Origin of the sequence: Acinetobacter sp. NIPH 298 (assembly GCF_000369505.1) — a bacterium.
GTDB lineage: Bacteria > Pseudomonadota > Gammaproteobacteria > Pseudomonadales > Moraxellaceae > Acinetobacter.
Map to the genome: position 1 here is coordinate 81,790 of NZ_KB850054.1, position 22,025 is coordinate 103,814.

22 protein-coding genes are annotated in these 22,025 nt (G+C 40.8%); 10 read left to right on the forward strand and 12 right to left on the reverse strand.

The window, feature by feature from the left end; all coding sequences use genetic code 11:
• Positions 1 to 35 precede the first annotated feature (35 nt).
• The 4 genes from F903_RS02785 to ubiG all read right to left on the reverse strand — a co-directional run bounded on the left by F903_RS02785 (position 36) and on the right by ubiG (position 2,778).
• Complete coding sequence (locus F903_RS02785) at positions 36 to 416, reverse strand: RcnB family protein (RefSeq protein ID WP_004667917.1); 381 nt, start codon at positions 414 to 416, stop codon at positions 36 to 38.
• Between the two features lie 176 nt (positions 417 to 592).
• The gene (locus tag F903_RS02790; protein WP_004667918.1) at positions 593 to 1,339 is read right to left on the reverse strand and encodes a YciK family oxidoreductase; all 747 of its coding nucleotides are present in this window, start codon (positions 1,337 to 1,339) and stop codon (positions 593 to 595) included.
• 27 nt (positions 1,340 to 1,366) lie between these two features.
• Positions 1,367 to 2,065: an HAD family hydrolase gene (locus F903_RS02795; RefSeq protein WP_005194450.1), complete on the reverse strand. Its 699-nt coding sequence runs from the start codon at positions 2,063 to 2,065 to the stop codon at positions 1,367 to 1,369.
• Positions 2,065 to 2,778 (reverse strand): bifunctional 2-polyprenyl-6-hydroxyphenol methylase/3-demethylubiquinol 3-O-methyltransferase UbiG, encoded by a 714-nt coding sequence (gene ubiG / locus F903_RS02800; RefSeq protein ID WP_004667922.1) that lies wholly within the window; start codon positions 2,776 to 2,778, stop codon positions 2,065 to 2,067. Before ubiG ends, F903_RS02795 begins: the two co-directional genes overlap by 1 nt.
• Positions 2,779 to 3,199: 421 nt before the next feature.
• Here ubiG and F903_RS02805 point away from each other — a divergent pair, with 421 nt between their 5' ends.
• Positions 3,200 to 3,820: a thiol:disulfide interchange protein DsbA/DsbL gene (locus F903_RS02805; RefSeq protein WP_004667924.1), complete on the forward strand. Its 621-nt coding sequence runs from the start codon at positions 3,200 to 3,202 to the stop codon at positions 3,818 to 3,820.
• 52 nt (positions 3,821 to 3,872) lie between these two features.
• On the opposite strand, the gene F903_RS02810 is transcribed toward F903_RS02805, so the two are convergent.
• Together F903_RS02810 and F903_RS02815 are read right to left on the reverse strand one after the other, a co-directional pair.
• Positions 3,873 to 4,508: a TetR/AcrR family transcriptional regulator gene (locus F903_RS02810; protein ID WP_005194452.1), complete on the reverse strand. Its 636-nt coding sequence runs from the start codon at positions 4,506 to 4,508 to the stop codon at positions 3,873 to 3,875.
• Positions 4,509 to 4,614: 106 nt separating this feature from the next.
• On the reverse strand, positions 4,615 to 5,265 hold the full coding sequence (locus F903_RS02815) for a TetR family transcriptional regulator (protein WP_004667927.1): 651 nt from the start codon (positions 5,263 to 5,265) through the stop codon (positions 4,615 to 4,617).
• Positions 5,266 to 5,578: 313 nt separating this feature from the next.
• Between F903_RS02815 and F903_RS02820 the strand changes: the two genes are divergently transcribed.
• The 6 genes from F903_RS02820 (at position 5,579) to F903_RS16635 (ending at position 11,575) form a co-directional block, all read left to right on the forward strand.
• On the forward strand, positions 5,579 to 6,619 hold the full coding sequence (locus tag F903_RS02820) for a ferredoxin reductase (protein WP_005194453.1): 1,041 nt from the start codon (positions 5,579 to 5,581) through the stop codon (positions 6,617 to 6,619).
• 38 nt (positions 6,620 to 6,657) lie between these two features.
• Positions 6,658 to 7,839 (forward strand): fatty acid desaturase family protein, encoded by a 1,182-nt coding sequence (locus tag F903_RS02825; protein WP_416202012.1) that lies wholly within the window; start codon positions 6,658 to 6,660, stop codon positions 7,837 to 7,839.
• Positions 7,840 to 7,963: 124 nt separating this feature from the next.
• The gene (gene rph, locus F903_RS02830) at positions 7,964 to 8,680 is read left to right on the forward strand and encodes a ribonuclease PH (protein ID WP_004667930.1); all 717 of its coding nucleotides are present in this window, start codon (positions 7,964 to 7,966) and stop codon (positions 8,678 to 8,680) included.
• A gap of 148 nt (positions 8,681 to 8,828) precedes the next feature.
• Positions 8,829 to 8,963 carry a hypothetical protein gene (locus F903_RS16910; RefSeq protein ID WP_265596652.1) on the forward strand — a complete coding sequence of 45 codons (135 nt, stop codon included), beginning with the start codon at positions 8,829 to 8,831 and terminating at the stop codon, positions 8,961 to 8,963.
• A gap of 24 nt (positions 8,964 to 8,987) precedes the next feature.
• Complete coding sequence (locus F903_RS02835; RefSeq protein ID WP_005194455.1) at positions 8,988 to 11,168, forward strand: phosphocholine-specific phospholipase C; 2,181 nt, start codon at positions 8,988 to 8,990, stop codon at positions 11,166 to 11,168.
• Positions 11,169 to 11,404: 236 nt separating this feature from the next.
• The gene (locus F903_RS16635) at positions 11,405 to 11,575 is read left to right on the forward strand and encodes an ABZJ_00068 family colistin stress protein (protein WP_155757132.1); all 171 of its coding nucleotides are present in this window, start codon (positions 11,405 to 11,407) and stop codon (positions 11,573 to 11,575) included.
• On the opposite strand, the gene nadC is transcribed toward F903_RS16635, so the two are convergent.
• Complete coding sequence (gene nadC / locus F903_RS02840) at positions 11,572 to 12,417, reverse strand: carboxylating nicotinate-nucleotide diphosphorylase (RefSeq protein ID WP_005194456.1); 846 nt, start codon at positions 12,415 to 12,417, stop codon at positions 11,572 to 11,574. The genes F903_RS16635 and nadC overlap by 4 nt on opposite strands.
• A gap of 145 nt (positions 12,418 to 12,562) precedes the next feature.
• Between nadC and ampD the strand changes: the two genes are divergently transcribed.
• On the forward strand, positions 12,563 to 13,144 hold the full coding sequence (ampD, locus tag F903_RS02845) for a 1,6-anhydro-N-acetylmuramyl-L-alanine amidase AmpD (RefSeq protein WP_005194457.1): 582 nt from the start codon (positions 12,563 to 12,565) through the stop codon (positions 13,142 to 13,144).
• A gap of 73 nt (positions 13,145 to 13,217) precedes the next feature.
• A complete protein-coding gene (gene murJ, locus F903_RS02850) occupies positions 13,218 to 14,768 on the forward strand; it encodes a murein biosynthesis integral membrane protein MurJ (RefSeq protein ID WP_171065193.1) in 1,551 nt (516 codons plus the stop codon).
• A gap of 57 nt (positions 14,769 to 14,825) precedes the next feature.
• On the opposite strand, the gene F903_RS02855 is transcribed toward murJ, so the two are convergent.
• The 5 genes from F903_RS02855 to F903_RS02875 all read right to left on the reverse strand — a co-directional run bounded on the left by F903_RS02855 (position 14,826) and on the right by F903_RS02875 (position 20,212).
• Complete coding sequence (locus F903_RS02855; RefSeq protein WP_005194460.1) at positions 14,826 to 15,509, reverse strand: BamJ family beta-barrel-assembly machinery protein; 684 nt, start codon at positions 15,507 to 15,509, stop codon at positions 14,826 to 14,828.
• A 59-nt stretch (positions 15,510 to 15,568) separates the two neighbouring features.
• A complete protein-coding gene (locus tag F903_RS02860) occupies positions 15,569 to 16,276 on the reverse strand; it encodes a BamJ family beta-barrel-assembly machinery protein (protein ID WP_005194462.1) in 708 nt (235 codons plus the stop codon).
• A gap of 200 nt (positions 16,277 to 16,476) precedes the next feature.
• Positions 16,477 to 18,666 (reverse strand): polysaccharide biosynthesis tyrosine autokinase, encoded by a 2,190-nt coding sequence (locus F903_RS02865; RefSeq protein WP_005194464.1) that lies wholly within the window; start codon positions 18,664 to 18,666, stop codon positions 16,477 to 16,479.
• A gap of 17 nt (positions 18,667 to 18,683) precedes the next feature.
• Positions 18,684 to 19,112, reverse strand: a complete 429-nt coding sequence (locus F903_RS02870; protein WP_005194465.1) for a low molecular weight protein-tyrosine-phosphatase — start codon at positions 19,110 to 19,112, stop codon at positions 18,684 to 18,686.
• Positions 19,112 to 20,212 carry a polysaccharide biosynthesis/export family protein gene (locus tag F903_RS02875; protein WP_034594854.1) on the reverse strand — a complete coding sequence of 367 codons (1,101 nt, stop codon included), beginning with the start codon at positions 20,210 to 20,212 and terminating at the stop codon, positions 19,112 to 19,114. Before F903_RS02875 ends, F903_RS02870 begins: the two co-directional genes overlap by 1 nt.
• A 533-nt stretch (positions 20,213 to 20,745) precedes the next feature.
• On the opposite strand from F903_RS02875, the gene F903_RS02880 reads away from it, so the two are divergent.
• A complete protein-coding gene (locus F903_RS02880) occupies positions 20,746 to 21,996 on the forward strand; it encodes a lipopolysaccharide biosynthesis protein (protein WP_005194467.1) in 1,251 nt (416 codons plus the stop codon).
• The last annotated feature ends 29 nt before the right edge of the window (positions 21,997 to 22,025 follow it).

Below are 22,025 nucleotides of genomic sequence, written 5' to 3' on the forward strand. Positions count from 1 at the left end.
ACCGACTTTTCTACAGTTTAATAAGCACAAAGTATTTAGAAACCCATGATACGAACAATACTATTATCATTGGAGTTGACTAAGATATAATCATTATTGACTTTATACCACTGCTGATCTCGCCCTGGTTTGGGTAGATTATTTTCTTTATAATCAATCTTGTAGCTGTTTCCTCGATAATGTTGAGGCATGACATAGCCTGCTTGCCAGCGATGTTGTTTTAACCGCTCCACGCCACGTTCTTCACGCATACGGCGTTCACGCATACGATTGTCATTATCTGGACGTTCAAAATTGCGACTGTGTTTATGACCACGCGAATCATCATCACGATCAAAACGCGGATTTGCAAAACTCACCATGCTGCTAAACAGGGTGGCTGAACCTAAGATTAAGATAATGAATTTATTTCTCATGATACACCTAAGATCGGATGTCTCTCATGTGAAAACTGTACCTTAAAAATGCAGAGAAACTGTGAAGATCGATTCAGTATTCGATTAAAAATATGGAGCATCTCTCCCAGTTTCGATCACAAAGGCAGGCTTAAGGTCAGTTTTCAATGTTGTTTTAAATTGTTCTAATCACGTTATTAACTTTGCGCATCAATGCTTTGCCCATTCATCTCTAAACTATCATCGCCCATCAAATAAAGATATGCAGGCATGATGCTATCTGGTGTTGGCAATACTTTAGGATCTTCATCGGGATAGGCTTTGGCCCGCATTGCGGTACGCGTTCCACCTGGATTGATGCAATTAAAGCGAATATTTGCATAACTATTTTCTAGAGCAAAAATTCTGCTCATGGCTTCAGTCGCAATTTTAGACACCGAATAAGCGCCCCACAATGCACGCGCTTCACGCCCGACACCTGAACTGGTAAAGATCACAGAAGCATGTTCAGATTGTTCGAGTAAAGGTAGCAATGCTTGAGTCATAGCAAAGGGTGCACGTAAATTCACCGCCATCACATCATCCCACACATCTACAGGATAATTTGCCAGCTCAACCCGATCACCTAACATCCCTGCATTATGCAAAATGCCATCTAAACGTCCGAATTGTTGTTGTAGCGTATCAACTAAAAGCTCATAGTCATGGCTAGACGCTGTTGAAAGTTGCAAAGGTAAAATAGCAGGTTGTGGCGCACCTAAACCTTCGATTTCATCATAGATGACTTCGAGTTTATTGAGGGTTCGGCCATGCAATACAACCGTTGCGCCGTGCAGGGCATAACTCATCGCAGCAGCTCGACCAATACCATCACCCGCACCAGTAATGAGGATGATACGATCTTTAAGTAAATCTGGCCGAGGTTGATATTCTGAATATTTCATTGTTATGCCTCCTGTTATCTTGCTTATTTAACTCATCATACCCTGATTTTCTGACAACACCGTGATTTTCTGTTTGAGCAGTTGATGAAGTTCAGGGACGGTTTGAATAACTGCATCTGCTTGCCAAGCGGCGAGATCATCTCGTGATTCGACTGGTAAATAACCATAGGCAGCTAAAATGGTATACATGTCTGCGTTGCGACCTGCGTCTATATCACGTGGATGATCACCAACATAAATAATGTCTTTGGCATCAAGACCTAACTGCTTAGCAGCCAAATACATCGGTTCAGGATCGGGTTTGGTCTTACTGACATCTTCTGGGCAAACCAACACCGCACAACGCTCTGTGAGCTGTAATGCAGCGAGCAGTAACTCACTTAAACCACGTGGTTTATTGGTCACTATGCCCCACGGAATCTGATGTGCTTCTAACGCTTCAAGTAAAGGATACATGCCTATGAATAAGTCGGTATCGACCACGATATTGTCGCCATAGGCATCTAAAAAGCGTTGACGGTGTGCGAGAAATACGGGATCAGTGACATCCAATTCTGGATAAACCAACTTCACCATGGCGCGCGCACCCTCAGAAACTTGAGTACGAATGGTTTCTGCATCTACAACTGGGCGTTGCTCATCCCGACACATCTGCTGAATAATACGAATAAAGTCCGCAGCCGTGTCAATTAGCGTACCATCAAGATCAAATAAAACAGCTTTCATTACGCACCTGTATTCGTAGTGTGAACCATGTAATTGACATCGACATTCGGCGCTAACCAATAATGTTTGGTGATCGGGTTGTAATGTAAGCCCGTCATCTCTTTTAGGCTTAGACCTGCACTGCGAATATCATGCGCCATTTCTGATGGGCGAATAAATTTATGATAGTCGTGGGTGCCTTTAGGCAATAAACGCAACACATATTCCGCGCCTATAATCGCGAATAAATAGGATTTTGGATTACGGTTAATGGTGGAGAAGAACACGTGGCCACCAGGTTTGACCAGTGTTTGACAGGCTTTTACGATAGAAGCTGGATCTGGTACGTGCTCCATCATTTCCATGCAAGTGACCACATCGTATTGACCTGCTTGTTCTTGTGCCAGTTGTTCTACAGGAATTTGACGATATTCAATGTTTTGCACATTGTCTTGTTGGGCATGTAAGCGACCAACAGCAAGTGGCGCTTCACCCATATCAATACCTAATACATCTGCACCACGACGTGCCATGCTTTCCGCCAAGATGCCACCACCACAACCAACATCAAGGACTTTTTTGCCCGCCAAGCCGCCGACGCGTTCATCAATCCAGTTAAGACGTAATGGGTTGATTTGATGCAGTGGACGGAACTCCGAATGTTGATCCCACCATTTGGCAGCCAATGCTTCAAATTTTGCGATTTCTTGCGGGTCAACATTCAATTGCGACATGGACGTACCTCTATCAATATTTTATGGAGATGTGGGGTTGATCGAATTCCTAGAATGTTGAACTAGGCGGAGTCTTGCCGAGTTCTCATCCAATTTCGGGATAGACCTTCGGTTCGACCTACTTTTCTTTCGGGAAAAGTAGGCAAAACCATTGTCATCTGCAAAACCTGTTCACTTCTTTCACTTATCTAATCTATTGCAAAAACAATATATTGTAGATAACCAACAGGTTGCAGATGACGTTGTCGAGTATCTAATTTCAGAGAGTATTTTGATTCTGAACTTAGCTTAGTGTAGCGATTCTGGCAAAAAAAGCGATAAATCGAATAAAAAACTTCACAGAAGCAAAACGAATTGCTCGTGTTTGTTTTATATTTAGCATATAAACTTACGAAAAATGCTTAGAGGAAAAGCAAAGGCAATGAAAAAGTTAGTATTAGGTGTTTTAAGCACGGCTGTTATCTCATTTTCGATGAACGCAATGGCTGCAGATTTTGTAGCAGGCAAAGATTATACCGTGGTGGCAAATCCGGTTAAAACGACTGCACCTGCTGGTCAACTCGAAGTGCGCGAATTTTTTTGGTACGGTTGTGGACATTGTTTTAACCTTGAACCACACATGCAAACATGGCTAAAGAAAATTCCAAAAGATGTTTATTTCCTACGCACCCCAGCAGCCATGAATAAGGTATGGGAACAGGGTGCTCGTGGTTACTATGTGTCAGAAGCTCTAGGCGTGCGTAAGAAAACCCATATTCCACTTTTCCATGCCATTCATGACGGTGGTCAGCAAATTTTTGATCAAGCGTCTCAAGCAAAATTCTTTGCGCGTTATGGTGTGCCTGAACAGAAGTTTAATAGCATGTTTAACTCGTTCCCGATTACTGCAAAAATCGCGGAGTCAAATAAATTGGCACAGCAATATCAGTTGACTGGTGTTCCAGCGGTTGTGGTCAATGGTAAATATGTGGTGCAGGGTGAGGATGCTAAAGTCACTCAAGTGGTTGATTATTTATTAGAAAAAGAGCGTAAAGCTAAGTAAATTACCAATGCTTTAGACTAAAAAGGACTGTATCAACAGTCCTTTTTTGCATTTATTGTTGTTCTTGTTGGAACTCGGTTAAGTCAATTTTCACAGTTTGAGTGGGTAAAGACAAAGCTTGGTTGACATATAAATTAATCAGTTTTTCACGAGAACCAATTGAACGTTGGTAATAGCTCGAATTAAGTAATAGTGCTGCGCCGTAAGTCAGTGACCAGATATAAGATAGATAATCACGAATCGACATATCATAATTGAGTGATTTTAAATATTTCTCAGTCATGTCTTTGAGTGAAACAATACGTTGCTGTCGAATCGCATACAGCTCATCAAAGAGATGCTTCAGCTTAGACTCCGTCATGGTCAAGTGTTCTTCTAGCTGATGCAGCAAAATAGTACGACTAGGCGCCATAAGGTGATGCAACATATAGCGCGGCGCATATTCTTTGATATCAGTATGGTATTGGTCTGAAATTTTTAAAATTTCTTTTTCATTTTGAATAATAAGTTCAAGCAATAATTCATTTTTACTTCTGAAGTGCTTGTATAAGGTTCCTTTGGCGATGTCCAATTCGGCAACCAGTTCATCGAGGGTCATTTCTTGGTTATTTTCTAATAATAACTTTTCAGCAACCTGTAAAATTTTTTCTTTACGAATTAAGAACTGAGTATGACGATCAGGATTCATGATGCTTATAAGCTCCTCATAGTGTTCTAAACGGCATCGCATTATTGTCTAATGCATACTAACGCTAAGCAATGCTTTTATATATCAAACCGAGTCTTCGATATGGTCAAGCGTTTTGTGGTTCCCAGTTGGAGATACCACGAAATAACAAACTCACTTGAGTGGTGGCATTGTCAATAAACAGATTTTGTTGTTCTAATAAATCATCAATCGTAACTTGTTTGGGTAGATTGATCCATGTCATCGCCCATGTAAACGACATGTTGATCAAGATGGTTGATAAGACTTGCAGATACTTTTCTTCTTTAATGTGCTTAAAGGTGTCAAGTTTATATAAATCAACTGCCAAATCTTCAATCAAAAATTCAATTTCACGTGCAATAGCAATGCGTACCGTTTCAGAGCCACCCCAACGTTCCGCAATCATAAACTGCCATTGTTGCGGGCTATGATTCACCGCTTGTACAAAAAGTTCGATGCTGGTACGTGTTTTGGCTGCGCCGCTGTGTTTTAGATAGCTTTGACCCAATTGGTGAATCAAGCTCTTAAGATGTAATGACACCTGATCAACCAATTCTTGACCCAGTGCCTCCATATCTTGGAAATGACGATAAAAAGCGGTTGGTACTAAACCAACTTCGCGAGCAACTTCACGCAAACTAATACTACTAAATGAGCGCCCAGACGTGCTGAGATGGAGCGCTGCATCCAGTAGAGCCTGACGACTCTGTTGTTTTCGTTCATCTCTAATCGACATGAATAAGATCCATAAAATTTATACTATAGAGTCTAGCAAAAAAAATAGGTTTTTTTTAGTCTTAATCGGTTGCTAAATCAGATAGATTCTTCGGCTTTTAAAATGAATGGCTTTGTTTTAACGGCTAAATGTGCTCCATGCCTTACTTATTTCTTCATTCTTTTTAATTATTTAAAAAAAAGTAGAAAAAATAATCAAAAAATTAGTGAACAAGTGTTGACTCAGTGAACACAAATAAATATAGTGTACACATGTTCACTATACGAACAGTTGTTCACTCAATATAAATAGCCAGATACAAAACGAGGAACTTATGAGCGCACAGTTAAGCTATCAGCCACATTGGGTTAGAGAAGATTTCGTTGATTTTATCCTTGCAAAAGTTAACCCGATGTGGACTTTGCGCCGCATTATGGCAAAAATCGAAGCGATTGAGCCTATTGCAGATGAAATGATCAAGGTCACTTTAAGCAGTAACAATAAATTTACAACCTATCAGCCTGGTCAATTTGTGATGGTGACGGTTCGTATTGATGGTGTGCAGCATCAACGAGCGTATAGCTTGGTGAGTTCACCAAGTCACGACAAATTGGTGTTAGGTATCAAAAAACAAGGTTGTGTATCTAACTATTTAGCTAACAGCGCACGTGCTGGTGATGTGATTGAAATTACTCAGGCGATGGGCGAATTTACGCTAAAAGACTTTGATACAGAAGAAGGTAAACAACCGATTCTTTTGGTATCTGCGGGTAGTGGTATTACGCCGATTATTCCGATTGCGAAACAGGCATTAGCACGTTCAAATCAACCTGTGACATTGATTTATTACTCACGTGATCCAGCGTTCCGTACTGAATTGGAAACACTGGCAGCAGAATATGCGCACTTTAACCTACACATTATTGTCGATAGTCCTGAACAACCTGCTTATTTTGATGAAGAAACGTTGGACCGTTTGTGTGCCGATGCTGTTCAACGTCAAACCTATGTGTGTGCTGCTCCAGGTTTGATGAAAGCGACACGTCAAATTTGGACGAAACGTGGTTGGTTAGACCGTTTAACGCAAGAAAGCTTTTTGCCAGTGACGATGGATGTGGATGCTCAAATCCAACCAGTCAATTTCCGTCGCAGTATGCAAGAGTTTGAAGGCCGTGGCAACCTGTTGGCCAGTGCTGAAGCTGCGGGTTTGAAACCATCTTTTGGTTGCCGTATGGGGATTTGTAATACCTGTGTTTGTACCAAGATCAGTGGTGCAGTGAAAAATCAACTTACAGGTGAAATCGATAACCAAAACAATGTGCAAATCAAGTTGTGTGTGAGTGAAGCAGTGAGTCCCGTTGAGATTGACCTTTAATTCATATTGACCAGATAGAGTATAATATTATGAACATGATGACAGTAAATCCGACTAAAACGATTCCTCCAATCAAATTTGGCGGTAACATAAGCCGTGCATTAACACCAGAAGAAGTACAAGAGTTTGGCCGTAAGATTGATGCCATCCGTACTGAAACCATGGCTAAAATTGGCAAAGAAGATTCTGATTATATCTATAAAGTACGTAACTTTGTACGCTACACCGAAATTGCATCACGTGGCATGTTGATGTTCGGTGGCTGGATTCCACCAGTTTGGTTGCTTGGCACAGCGATGTTGGGTGTGTCTAAGATCGTCGAAAACATGGAATTGGGTCATAACGTGATGCACGGTCAGTTTGATTGGTTAAACGATCCATCGCTTAACGGTGCAACTTATGACTGGGATACGGTGTGTACGGGTGAAGACTGGAAATATACCCATAACTATAAGCACCATACCTATACCAATGTGTATGGCATGGATCATGACATTAGCGGCTATGGTGTGATGCGCATGAGCCGTGAGCAAGAGTGGGAACCACGCTTTTTGTTCAACGTGCCGATAGGTTTTGTATTGTCAACGGGTTTTGAATGGCTACTGGCTTTGCAACGCTTAGAGATGGAAAAAGTGTTGTTTGATGGCACCAAAACCTGGAAAGAAGTATATGTAGAATCTAAAAATCTACGTAAAAAAATGCTACGTCAGTTTGGTAAAGATTATGTGTTGTTCCCAGTGATTGCTGGTCCAATGTTCTTGCCCGTATTGGCGGGTAACTTTGTTGCCAACTTGATCCGTAACTACTGGGCATCGACCGTGATTTATTGTGGTCATTTCACAGAAGACTCTGAAATTATCACTGACAACATTGATAATGAAACCAAAGCAGAATGGTACTTGCGTCAGATACGTGGTTCAGCAAACTTTACTGGCGGTAAAATCATGCATTTCTTGAGCGGTAACTTGAGCCATCAAATCGAACATCATTTGTTCCCTGATGTACCTGCCAACCGTTATATCGAGATGGCACCTAAGGTACGTGAAGTCTGTGCAGAGTATGGTCAACAATACAATACCGCTCCCTTTGGATCTCAGATCGTGAGTGTGTATAAACGTCTGGCGGTTCACTCTTTGCCTGACAATATGGTAGATCGTTTGGTGGCGACTAAGCGTACCTTTACTGAAGCAGTGAAAGGTATATTTGGCAAAGCTGCTTAATCAAGATAGAGCATCGTTTGAGCCATAAAGCGGTGCTCGTCACCAATAAGTAAAAGGGAAAGTGCGTGTAATTGAGATATACTATGGGGCAATTATATTTGTGCCATCGTTTTAAGGAATCGTTATGCGTATTGACCAAAGAGCATTAGACCAATTACGTGAGGTAAAAATTACCCGTAATTATACCCGTTACGCAGAAGGTTCAGTTCTGGTTGAGTTTGGTCATACCAAAGTATTGTGTACTGCAAGTATCGACAATTCGGTTCCACGCTTTTTAAAAGGGAAAGGACAGGGTTGGGTCACGGCTGAATACGGCATGTTACCGCGTTCAACCCATACCCGTAGTGATCGTGAAGCAGCGCGTGGTAAGCAGTCAGGTCGGACACAGGAAATTCAACGTCTGATTGGTCGTAGCCTCAGAGCGATGGTTGACCTGAAAAAACTTGGTGAAAATACCATTAACATCGACTGCGATGTGATCCAAGCGGATGGTGGTACGCGTACCGCAGCGATTACAGGAGCAGCCGTTGCATTGGTTGATGCCATGAATGTGTTGTTAAGTAATAAAAAGATTAAACATGACCCGTTAAAAGGTTTAGTGGCAGCCATCTCGGTGGGGATGTATCAAGACGAAGTTCACCTCGACTTGTGCTACGAAGAAGATTCAAATTGCCAAACTGATTTAAATGTGGTGATGACACAGGCGGGCGAATTTATTGAGATTCAAGGAACGGCAGAAGATAAACCGTTCACTCGCCAACAGTGTAATGCCATGTTAGAGATTGCTGAAAAAGGAATTGCGGAATTGATTCTGAAGCAACAGCAAGCACTCGGTTGGTAAGCTCCAGTTGATAGTGCGGGCGGTCTGGAAATTTTAGACCGCCTTTTTTTTGTCTATTTTTTCTGTCATTGAATTGCTATCAAACAATCATCGAATTGTCATTTATATTGTATTGACTATCTGCACAAATATTTTAACGGATAGTAAAATGCGAAATACCTTCTTAGCTTTACTCACCAGTAGTATTTTCTTATTAAGTGCTTGTAATGAAAATGATAACAACAATACCACGCCAACGCCAAAACCGCCGACTTCAGACTGTACTATTCACTGTGCACCCTAAATAATAACAATAAGGAAATAATCAATGAACCGTCGTGACTTTTTATTAAATTCGACCAAAGCACTGTTTGGTACCGCTGCACTTACCAGTTTTCCAATGAGTATTCAAAAAGCCCTCGCGATTGATGCCAAGGTCGAGACAGGAACCATTAAAGACGTTAAACATGTGGTGATCTTGACCCAAGAAAATCGTTCTTTTGACAATTACTTTGGGACGTTAAAAGGGGTACGTGGCTTTGGTGATCGTTTTACCATTCCTTTAAGCCAAGGTCGTACAGTGTGGGAACAATATGATGCCAATAAAAATAAATTTTATCCCTATCATTTGGATAGTAGCCGTGGCAATGCACAGCGGGTGAGTGGTACACCACATTCATGGACAGATGGTCAATATGCTTGGGATCATGGACGGATGGGCAATTGGGTGCAATATAAGCAGCCACAGTCAATGGGCTATTACAAGCAACAAGAGGTTGAATTCCAATTCGCATTAGCTAATGCTTTTACCCTGTGTGATGCATATCACTGTGCCATGCATACAGGAACCAACTCAAACCGTATGTTTATCTGGACAGGAACCAATGGCCCAACAGGTGCCAACGTTGCCAGTGTGGTCAATGATTTAGATTCAATCGGGCCATCCACCGTTGGCTATGACTGGATCACCTATCCTGAACGCTTACAACAGGCGGGTGTAACGTGGAAGGTCTATCAAAACATGCCTGATAATTTTACCGACAATCCCTTGGCTGGTTTTAAACAATACCGTCGTGCCAATGTGTTATCAGGTAAACCAGTGAACAATATTACCATTTGCCCAGCCTATGATCCGGCTATTGATTCCACTCAGCCTTTGTATAAAGGGATCGCCAATACCATGCCAGATGGTGGTTTTTTGGGTTCATTTAAACAAGATATTGCCAATGGGCAGTTACCCCAAGTAAGTTGGTTAATTGCACCGGCAACCTATAGCGAACATCCTGGACCGTCTAGCCCAGTTCAAGGAGCGTGGTATATCCAAGAAACGTTAAATGCGTTAACCGAGCATCCAGAAGTATGGAGTCAGACGGTTTTCTTAATCAATTTTGATGAAAATGATGGTTTCTTTGATCATATACCTTCACCAAGTGCACCTTCGATGGATGCTTCAGGTGCAGTACATGGCAAATCCACCTTAAGCGATGATCAGATGTCATATGAATATGCCACGCATGCTAAAGCTTCAGCAGGACAGCCAAACTTTACTGATCCAAAAGTAAGTAATGGCGTGGGTGTATACGGCCCAGGTGTTCGAGTACCGATGTACATTATTTCCCCATGGAGTCGTGGTGGCTGGGTCAACTCACAAGTATTTGACCACTCTTCGGTGATTCGTTTCTTGGAACAATGTTTTGATGTAGAAGAACCTAATATTAGTCCGTATCGTCGTGCGGTTTGTGGTGATTTAAGCTCGGCTTTTAACTTTAAAACACCAAATCTTCTCCCTTTACCTGATTTATCTGGTAAGAAAACAAAAGCAGAAGCTGATGCGATTCGTAAAGCACAAGAAGGCTTGGCACAGGTCAGTCGTCCTTTAAGCCAAACTTATCCTGTTCAAGACATGGGAATACGACCATCACGTGCATTGCCGTATATTTTGCATAGCAGTGCCAAAGTCGATGTGTTCACGAAAACTGTTAAATTAATATTCTCCAATACAGGAGCACAAGCCGCAGTATTCCATGTTTATGACAAATTGAATTTAGACGCGATCCCACGCCGTTACATGGTGGAAGCAGGGAAGCAACTTGATGATGTCTGGCAGACCAAAGATCATCAATATGACCTATGGGTGTTGGGACCGAATGGTTTCCATCGCAGTTTTGCTGGGGACTTGGTACAAGCCACGCAGTTAGAAGCACTTCCAGAAATTCGCGTGTGTATGGAGGAGTGCGATTCCAAGCTTTTCTTGAAAGTGCGAAATGATGCAGCACAAACAGCGCAGTTGGTTGTAACAGCCAATGCTTATTTACCCAATAAAACATGGCAAATCGAAACTGCGGCGAATGAAAAGGAACTCAGTTGGGATATGTCTGAGTTTGGTGGATGGTATGATTTCACCGTCAGCATTCAAAACGAACCAAGTTATCGCCGTCGTTTTGCTGGGCGCATTGAAACCAATGAAGATTCTATTTCTGACCCATATATGGGCTTTATTGAATCATAAGGGCTTTATATTTGTTTGAAATAAGCAGTCTAAGCGGATGCTAGGCTGCTTATGTTGAACAGCTAACGAAAAAAGAAGCAGTAAACACAAAGTAAAATAATAAATAGCCAAGCGAGGAAGCTGATACGAATTATATCTTAAACATAAGCACACTGAGCCTTTGCATACTGTAACAGAGCATGCGAATTTGCCCCATTTTGCTTTGCTATATTGAGGGCACTGCAAGAAAAGAGATAATGATGTTACAAGTTTTTTTAATATTTCTCACCGCCGTCACTTTTATTTTAATGGCGATTGACCCACGATCTAGCCAATCGACTGAAGCGAAATCAGCATGGCAAGAGACCGAATCTCAAGCACTGGATTCGCCACAATCGACTCAGCAGCAAAAAGACCAACAGGTTTAAGCATTAAAACGCATAGATAAATCCACAGCGCGAACATCTTTGGTTAAAACACCCATCGAAATGTAATCCACACCTGTGCTGGCAACTTCACGCAAATTTTCAATGGTGATATTGCCAGAAGCTTCTAATTTACAGCGCCCCGCAACATACTTCACTGCATCAATCATTTGTTGTTGGCTGAAATTATCCAACATCACAATATCAGCACCTGCTTCAAGTGCTTGATTAAGTTCATCCCACGTTTCAACTTCAACTTCGACGGGTTTTCCAGGTGCAATCTGATGCGCTTGAGCAATCGCTTGAACAATACCACCAGCCGCCATAATATGATTTTCTTTAATCAAAAAAGCATCAAATAAACCAAGACGATGATTTTGACCACCACCGACGGCAACGGCATATTTCTGCGCGATACGTAAACCCGGTAAGGTTTTACGCGTATCTAGCAGTTTGGTATGTAGGCCATCGAGTTGTTTCACGTAGTTGGCTGTTTTGGTCGCCACAGCGGAAAGAGTTTGTACAAAGTTTAAAGCTGGGCGTTCCACCGTTAACAAACTACGTGCCGAACCTGCAAGTTTTAAAAAGGCTTCATTGGCAGCAACCACATCACCTTCTTGTTTTAACCATGTGATCTGTACTGAGCTGTCAAAAGCCTGAATTAAAGCGTTAACCCAAGGTTGACCTGCCAAGACCATATCTTCACGCGTGATAATGGTGGCTGTGGCTTGTTCATCCGCAGGTGTGAGCATGGCGGTAATATCGCCGTCCCCAATATCTTCTTGTAATGCTTGTTGAATATTGATTTGAATAGATTGTTCAAGCAAAGACTGTGGGATGCTCATACTATTTCCAGTAGATTAGTAACCAAAAAACGTGTGCGTTATATTAGCACCGTCCACATAAAAAATAAGTATTTGATCTCGATTATTCGTGATAAAGCATGTCAGAATGGAAAATATTAAGATTAAATTGCTGATTCGAGTGACAATGCCGCAATCTAGATTTGCTCAAGTTCGAGATGGAATATTACAAGGTGCAACGCAGATTGCGTCACCTAATTTTAATGCGCGTCCTGCTGAGACGGATATTCAACTGATTGTCATTCATAATATTAGCTTGCCGCCATCTCAATTTGGTGGGGGCTATATTCAACAATTCTTTCAGAATCAGCTGGATTGGTCGGTACATCCTTATTTTCAAACCATCGAAGGTATGCAAGTTTCAGCGCATCTGCTGATTTTACGCACAGGTGAAGTGATTCAATTTGTCAATTTTAATGATCGCTCTTGGCATGCAGGTCGTTCTAGTTATTTAGCCCAACCAGAATGTAATGATTATTCGATTGGCATTGAGCTAGAGGGTAGTGATGACTTGCCGTTTGAACCAGAACAGTATCAGGCACTGGTCGAAGTGGTGAACATACTGCGCCAAGCTTATCCCAAAATCCAAAATCATCTTGCAGGTCATTCTGATATTGCGCCTAAACGTAAAACAGATCCCGGTTTACACTTTGATTGGTCGTTGTTCCGTCGTTTGCTAGCGATTCAGGCAATCTCTAAAAAAACATGATCGAATTTATGATTTCACAACGAAATCTGTTTTTACTTTCATTACAATAACGCTTTTGAAATATAAGCCGTAGGTGAGTGCGATGGCATTGTGGCGATCGACAGTAATTGTCAGTGCAATGACGATGTTATCCCGAGTTCTGGGATTGGTGCGTGATATCGTGCTGCTGAATGTATTTGGGGCGGGCAAAGATTTTGACACCTTTGTGGTTGCCTTTCGTATTCCCAACTTTTTTCGGCGCTTATTTGCTGAAGGGGCGTTTTCTCAAGCCTTTATTCCTGTTCTGACGGAATATAAAACCAGTCGCACCCATGCAGAAGTTCAAATTCTAATTAGTCGTGTTTTTGGTTGTTTGCTGACCGCAATGACATTGCTTACCTTTGTGGCGATGGTTGCTGCACCTGTGATTATTTATATCTATGCGCCCGGTTTCCATAGTGATACTGAGAAGTTTAACCTTGCTGTTGACCTATTTCGTCTAACCATCCCTTATCTGATGTTTATGTCACTGACGGCTTTTGCTAGCAGTATTCTAAATAGTTATGGTTCATTTGCTTCACCTGCATTTGCTCCAGTATTGTTGAATATTGCCATGATTGCAGGGGCGTGGTGGTTAACTCCCTATATGGCAGAGCCGATTATGGCGCTTGGATGGGCCGTGGTGGTCGCTGGTGTTTTGCAGCTTGCCATTCAAATTCCTGAACTCTGGAAGAAAAATTTACTGATTCCACCGAAAGTTGACTTTAAACACGAAGGTGTGAATCGTATTTTAAAGTTAATGTTACCTGCTTTATTTGGTGTATCCGTTACGCAAATTAACTTATTGTTGAATACGATCTGGGCATCCTTTATGCAGGATGGTTCGGTGTCTTGGCTATATAGTGCAGAGCGTATGACTGAACTACCACTGGGATTGATTGGGGTGGCGATTGGGACGGTGATCTTGCCATCACTTTCAGCACGCCATGCTGAACAAGATCAGAGTAAATTTCGAGGGATGTTGGATTGGGCGGCTAAAATCATCATGCTGGTCGGGATTCCAGCCAGTATTGCTTTATTTATGCTGTCCACACCGATTATTCAAGCGCTGTTCCAACGTGGTGAATTCACGCTAGAAGATACACAAATGACTGCTTTGGCCTTGCAGTGTATGAGTGCTGGTGTGATCTCGTTTATGTTGATTAAGGTGTTTGCTCCTGGTTTTTATGCCCAGCAGGACACCAAAACACCAGTACGGGTCGGGTTAATCGCTGTGGCGACCAATGCGATTTTAAACGTGATATTTATTGGTATCTTTAAGTTCAATGGTTGGCAAGCAGAGCATATGGCGCTGGCGATGGCTTCTTCAGGTTCAGCTTTGGTCAATGCAGGTCTGCTTTATTTCTATTTGCACAAACGCAATATCTATCGATTTGGCGCACATTGGAAAAAACTGGCATTCCAGTTTGCGGTGGCCAATCTGATTATGATTATCGCGTTATGGTATGGTCTAACGTGGTATCAAAGTGATATTTCCCAATGGCTACGTGTTGCTGAAGTCACGGGTTTATGTGTGCTTGGTGTGGTGGCTTATGTTGTCGGATTATTGCTCACAGGCTTTAGACCGAGACATTTAAAGCATTGAATTTGAACGTTGCCTCCTTTGAACTGCTGTTGTCGCAGCTCAAAGGGGGATTTTAAATTATTTTATTTCCAGTAATTCAATATCAAAAATCAGGGTGCTATTTGGACCAATTCCATCACCAGCACCCACCTCACCATAGGCGAGATTGGCTGGGATAAAGAAACGGCTTTTACCACCGACCTTCATGGTTTGAACGCCTTCAGTCCAACCTGCGATTACTTGATTCAATTGAAACTCGACAGGATGGTTGCGTGCGATCGAACTATCAAACACGGTCCCATCAAGTAAACGCCCTTCATAATTGACTTTAACCGTAGAGCTCGCTCTCGGTGATTTACCTTTTCCAGCTTGAAGCACTTGATACTGTAAGCCAGATTTTCTGGTCACGATATTGGCCTTTTTCGCATTTTCAGCGAGAAAGGCTTTTCCTGCGAGATCATTCTTTTGAGCGATCTCTTGAAATTCAACCAGTTGCTTTGCTTCTATACGTTTTTTATATTGATTAAGCACATTTGCCATGTCTTCATCAGTCAAAGATGCTGCTTTTCCCTGTGTCGCTTCTTTCAAGCCTTGCACGAATGCATTAATATCCAAATCTTTCAAGGTATTGGCATTGCCTTTACCCATCAAATAACCGTAACTATAACCCAACTGCTCTTGTTGTGGGCTTTTTAAAGTAATCGGTGCTGCATAAGCAGTACCCATCACGGATGTCATTAAAATAAGACTTAATTTTTTCATTATTTCTTCCAAAGTGCTTTTGCAAAAATAAGGGAGAGCACATGCTCTCCCTATATCTGTTATTTTACTGCGATGAGTTCGACATCAAAAACCAATGTACTATTCGGTGGAATAGACCCTGGTACACCTTGTTCGCCGTAACCTAAGTTGCCAGGAATATAAAGTGTTGCCTTACCGCCTTCTTTCATTAATTGTAAGCCTTCGGTCCAGCCAGGAATGACTTGATTGAGCGGGAACTCGATTGGTTCACCACGATCATATGAACTATCAAACACAGTGCCATCGGTCAATTGACCTTTATAATGAACTTTGACCACAGACGCAGCCGTTGGTTGTTTACCTGTTCCTGCTGTAATGATTTTATATTGCAACCCTGAGGCTGTGGTTTTCACGCCTGCTTTTTTCGAATTTTCAGCTAAGAAGGAGTTACCTGTTGCTTCTGCTTGCTGGGTTGCTTCGATTTGTTTTTGCTGTAATTCTTTTTGGAATTCTACATAAGCAGCTTGTAGTTCTTCTTCGGTGTAGGCCGCAGGTTTTTCTGCATGACCATCACGGAAGCCTGTGATGAAAGCCGCTGTTTCTAGTTCAGGCGGTGTTTGCTTGGCAACTTCATAACCTAAGGCATAACTGATTTTTGCGCCTGGCCCTGCATTTTTGTCTGCTTTTGTGCCAAGTTCAGTGGTAGGGTGTTGAGTTGCATAATAAATCGGTATAAGGGCTGCTCCGCCTAAAACGGCTGCGACAATAACAGGTAAAGCTTTACTCATGAGATGTCCAAAGGTGAGATTTTAGTAAAAAATATGGCACTGATCTTAGCATGTCTACGCTTCAGCATTGAATAACTGATCTGAAAAATGCGTGTATTTTTTATAGGGTTTATGTTTATTCGGTTTTATTATATTTTTAAAATAAGTATAAAAAAGCCAGATCATACGATCTGGCTTTTTTGCTCATGTTTGCAGCTTAATTAATCATCTTTCTGTGCTTTGTAAGCATACGCATAGTTATATCCATAGCCATAGCCATATCCAGCACTTGCACGTTGAATATCATTCAGAATAAAGCCATTCACTTTAACGCCAGCTTGCTCAAAGCGATTTAAGCTCAGTTCAAGCTCTTTCATTTGTGATTTAGCATAACGAGCAACCAGTAAAGTGACGCCAACATATTGCGAAATGATAATACCATCAGTCACTGCCAAAATAGGCGGCGTATCAATAATGATATGGTCATATTCAGAACTGAGTTTTTCGAGTAAAGCTTTAAATTGCTCAGAACCTAAAATTTCAGAAGGATTTGTTGGGTTTTTCCCTCGCGTAATCATACTTAAACCAGCGACTTCAGTTTCATGAATCACTTGACCTAGCTCAGCTTGGCTACTCAGCACCTCAGATAAGCCTGGTTTCACATCTAGATTAAAGTATTTATGTAGATAGCCGCGACGTAGATCCGCATCAATCAATAAAACCTTTTTATTGCTTTGGGCAAAGATGGTTGCAAGGTTGGTGGAAATAAATGATTTACCGACTTCTGGCGATGGACCAGCGATCATAATGATATTATTTTTTGCATTACTCAGTGCAAAATGTATCGCGGTACGAATACTGCGTAAGCTTTCAATCGCAATATCATCACTGTTTTTAACCGCAAGAATAGGGATATTCTTCTTCTTCTTCAGAATACTCATGCGCGTTTCTTGCACTGGCGAACGAGGTACAGTCGCATAGACTGGTAGATCAAGCTCGCGTTCGATCTGACTTGAGTCTTTAATTCCTGTACGGAGCATATTGCGCAATAGAGCAAATAACGTACCGAGGAAGCCACCGAGGAAAACTGCAAGAATAAGAATGCGGAGTTTCTTTGGTTTAATCGGTTCAACAGGTTCAATAGCAGTATCAACAATACGGACATTGCCGATTTCACCAGCTTTTGCAATTCTTAGCTGTTGATAAGAGTTCAAAAGCGCAGTATAGAGCTGCGTTTTCACCTCAACTTCACGATACAGTTGCAGATAACGTCTTTGTAAATCAGGCAATTGTTTTAATGTACTATTGAGCTCACCAATCATTTTATTTAATGATGCAATCTGAGCATTAATCTCACGCATTGCAGGGTGTTCAGCAGTATATTTTGCAGCGATATCTGCCTGTTGCTGCTGTAACTCAATTTTTTTCGTTTCTAAGGTAATACTTTGAGTGAGGTATAACTCTGACTCTTTGGTGACGTCAACGGTATTGTATTGTTGGCGGAATTTATTGAACTCTCTTTCAGCCACATCAAGTTGTTGTTTTAACTCTGGGAGTTGTTCATCAAGAAATTTCAAGGTTTGGGCGGTTTCTGCAGATTTGCGTGCCACATTTTGTGCGCTATAAGCAGATAGGATTGCATTGAGTACTTTTGTAATGTGTTCTTTGTCTTGGCCTTGATAACTAAGACCCAATATACCAGTCAACTTGCCTTTTTCAGCAACAGAATAATTTGCACTGATGGCGCTAACAGCAGTTGGTAAAGATCGCTTACGGATTAAATAATCGTTAGTGAATTGATCTTTTGAAAAAATACTAACTTTCCAAATGCCATATCTGTTTGACAGTTGATTGATCTGATTTAACGGTGCAGCAAGTAAAATCTCATCAGTTTTGCTATCTATTAATTGGAATTTCCCTTCGTTTAAGTTTAGACGGAGAGTTTTATCGAGGAAGTTTTGTGGTACCTCAAACTGACGAAATTGAAGAGATTTTTCAGCGTCATGAAAAATCACAGCTTTAGGTGTGTACTCCGTGGCATAACTGGGTTTGCCTAATAAACGCTGAGCAAATGTATCGTCAGCACTGGAAATACTTAAATCAAGATGCATTGCCTCAATTACTGAACCTAACACTAAGCGTGATTTTAATATTTCGATCTCAGATTGAGCCGGGGATTTTTGATCCACCATTTGTGAAAGATCACCTAATAGTGCGGCAGAAGCACCTTTACTACTTTCAACCTGTACTAGGGCATCAACAGCATATGTATTTGGTGTTGTGCGCAGATACAATAATGCACATACAAGACTTAGAATGACGCATAACGCGATAAGCTTCCATTGCGCGAGCAAGGAGAAGAAAAGTTCTTTTAGGTCAATTGTATCTTCAGTATTGATATTTTGGCTCATAATCTTAAATCTAAAAGTTAAATGTAATTTTTCCAATCAGTCACACACTGCTGAATCAGCTGGCATGTACTATCAAAAAAAGCTTGATCGTGTTGATAGGGATCTGACACATTTTTATTTTGCCAATGTCCGAGGCGAAAGACTTTACCTTTAGCAAATGGCCAAGTTTGCTCAATATGTTTTTGCTGATTCTGACTCATGACTAACACTAAATCCGCTTTTTTAAGATGTTCAGCCGTGAGTTTTTTGGCGATATGCGCACTCATATCAATATTGAGTGCGTGCATACAGTGTTTAGCTTTTTCATCTGCCGGATGGCCAGTTAATCCAGAGATACCCGCAGACTCAATATAGAGTTGAGGGTGAGCTTGTTTGAGCAAATACTCTGCCATTGGACTGCGACAGATATTTCCAACACAAACAATTAAGATATTTTTAATCTGCATTAGTTGCCCAAACGATCAATATTATATAACGCATTAGAAAAAGGAATGACTTGATTGACGATACGTTGCCAACGTGTCAAACCTGTTGCATCGACATACACAATATCATTGCTACGCAACCTAAACTGGTTAGCCAAGCCAAAATCACCCAAGCTCATTAAGTTCATATGATAGAGTGCAGTACTACGATCATTTGGATTGCTTCTGAGTACATAGATACGGCTGGCGCTGGCAGAATTTGGGTTAATTCCTAAGCTTTCACCTAAGGCATCGCTCAGTGTCATACCTTGATCCCGCATCGGCAAGGCTTGGTTTTTACCTGATTCACCCATAATATAAACTTTTTGATTTTCTCTGGTGCTGACATAAATGGTGTCATTGGGCTGAACCAAAAGTTTATGTAATGAATAGCCTGTTTTTTCAAGCTCTATAGTGTTGAGATCATAGGTTTGACCATTGCGAATCAATTGGATATAGGTATTTGCACCTTGATCATTGATACCACCAGCCATACCCAGTGCTGTATAAATACTGGTTGGTTGGTCATTTAAATAGAATTGTCCACCTCTAAGTACACTACCCTGTACCGAATAGCGCTGTCCTTGGTATGACAAGACACGAACAATAACATCAGGCGTTTTTACATACCGCGCAAACTGGCCACGTAGCTCGGTATTGAGTTGAGTCAAACTCTTTCCAGCGGCTTTATAGCGTCCAACTAAAGGCAGTTGAATATAACCGCTCGCATCAATTGGGTAGCCCAAAGCCTGAACAGCTTGTTCGTTGTTGACCGATGTGGTCGGTGGAGTAATTTCTGGGTATGCCCAGAGCTGAATAGAAAGTACATCACCTGCACTTAAACGATAGCCTGTTTGTTGTTTTTGAAATAAAGCTATGTAGTCGTGTTGGTAGTCGACTTGCGCTGGTTGCAGTGCAGCTAAGTTATCTTGCTCGATTTTGATGACGTTAACTGTAGCACCTAAGCCAGTGGTATATACACCCTCAGTCGGAATGTCATGCGTTTGCAAACCTGAGGTAACAGCACAACTTGCAGCAGCAATACTAATGGTAAGAATAGAAAAAAGCTGATAGTACTTCACACACGACCCTTGCATTATTTATATCTAATTAATATCAGTTGCCAAAAACGGATTCGTCTTGAGGCCCAGAATTTGTCCAATTCTAGCTGAAAAGTAGCAAAAAAGCATTGAGAAATATAGGGGCTTTGTATGTTTAGTATTTCTAAAAAAGAAATCCACATAAGTAGGCTTTCGATTAAAATGTGAACCAGTACGCAGCTTGTTAACACATTCATACAATTGAAATGTGGCTGTTATAAATATTCTGATATAGTACCCGCAATTTTTTAGTGACTTTTTACATCAGCTAGACTTAAATCATCGGAAAGATAGGGGCTATTATCATATTAGCAAGTTAAGGGAATTTTAGATGTTTATAGTTCTTTAACAGTGGCGATCAGGTCTGAATCTTTGTTTGTGGAAATATTTCGAAAGAATAGAGCACTTTAAGTCAATACAGTGAGAATAAACTTCAGCGACTCTAGTGTATTCGTAGGAATTAGGAAAATGCAATTCAATCTTGAAGTTAGAAAAAACAAATGCTGGTTTCAAAGATGACTTTTGATAGAAAAATATTTTCTAACACAGCATGGATGGTGTTGGAAAAGTTCCTAGGTATCTTCGGTTTGATATTCGTTAATGCGTATATGGCTAGATATATCGGACCTGAAAACTTTGGAAAACTGGCTTTTGTAGCGTCTATCTTTGTATTTGTACAAACGGTTGCATGGTTCGGTGCACAAAATGTTCTATTCAAACGGTTAAGTGAGAATGTGGATTCGGGGCTCAGACTAGCATTGGCATCTCAGATCCTTCGGCGTTCTTTATACTTTATTACCTCTTTTTTTGCCTTAAGTTATTTGTGGTTCTTCTCCGATACTTTAACCTTTATTTTTGGCTTAGGTAATTTTGTTGCAAGTTATTTTATTATCAGTGATATTTTTACTATACATAATAATAGCCAGTTGAATTCATTTGTTAATGCCTTAACTAATATATTGGGTCTTGGTGCAGCACTACTCTTGAGGTTTGTTTTGGTTTTTGTAGAAGCAGAAGCCTATACAATGATTTTTCCAATTATACTATTAGCATTAATACCATATGCAACTAGAAAAATGTATTTTCATAATAAAAACAAAAAAATTAAGAATATAAAAAATAAACGTCGTTATAATAAATATATGTTTTTTACAGGTGGGAGCTTGGTGCTTTCTACTCTATCAATTGCGTTATATACCCAAATTTCAAATATATTTTTAGCAAAGTTTTCATCGTTTGCTGATTTAGGTATTTATAATGTTGCTTTAGTATTGGGGGGGGCATGGGGGTTTGTAAATATTGCCTTGATTACAAGTTATTTTTCGAGGATTTACACTACAAAGAATGATGTCGATGAGTTGCAATATTTAAGACAAATTCATGGCTTAATTTTAGGTTTATCGTTTATTGTACTTTTGGCTGTCATTTTTCTTGGTGCTTGGTTCATTGAAATGCTATATGGTGTAGCTTTCATTGAAGCCGCTAAATTATTGCCATTTATTGTTATCGCAACGATGCTCTCTGCCTTTGGTACGATTGGTTATCGGTATATGATTAAATTCAATGGTTATAGTTACTTATCTATAAAAATGTTATTGGTCAGCGTGGTTAGTATTCCCTTGTCATTCAGTTTAATTAAATACCATAGCGCGATGGGTGCTGCAATTTGCTTTGTATTGGTCGAGCTAATCTCTTTGACTGTAGCGAATTATTTTTTTAAGAATGGATTAATATTAAAAATGCACTTAAAGATGATTTTTAAATAAATCGCTAAAAGGGTATTGCTTGGAGTTGG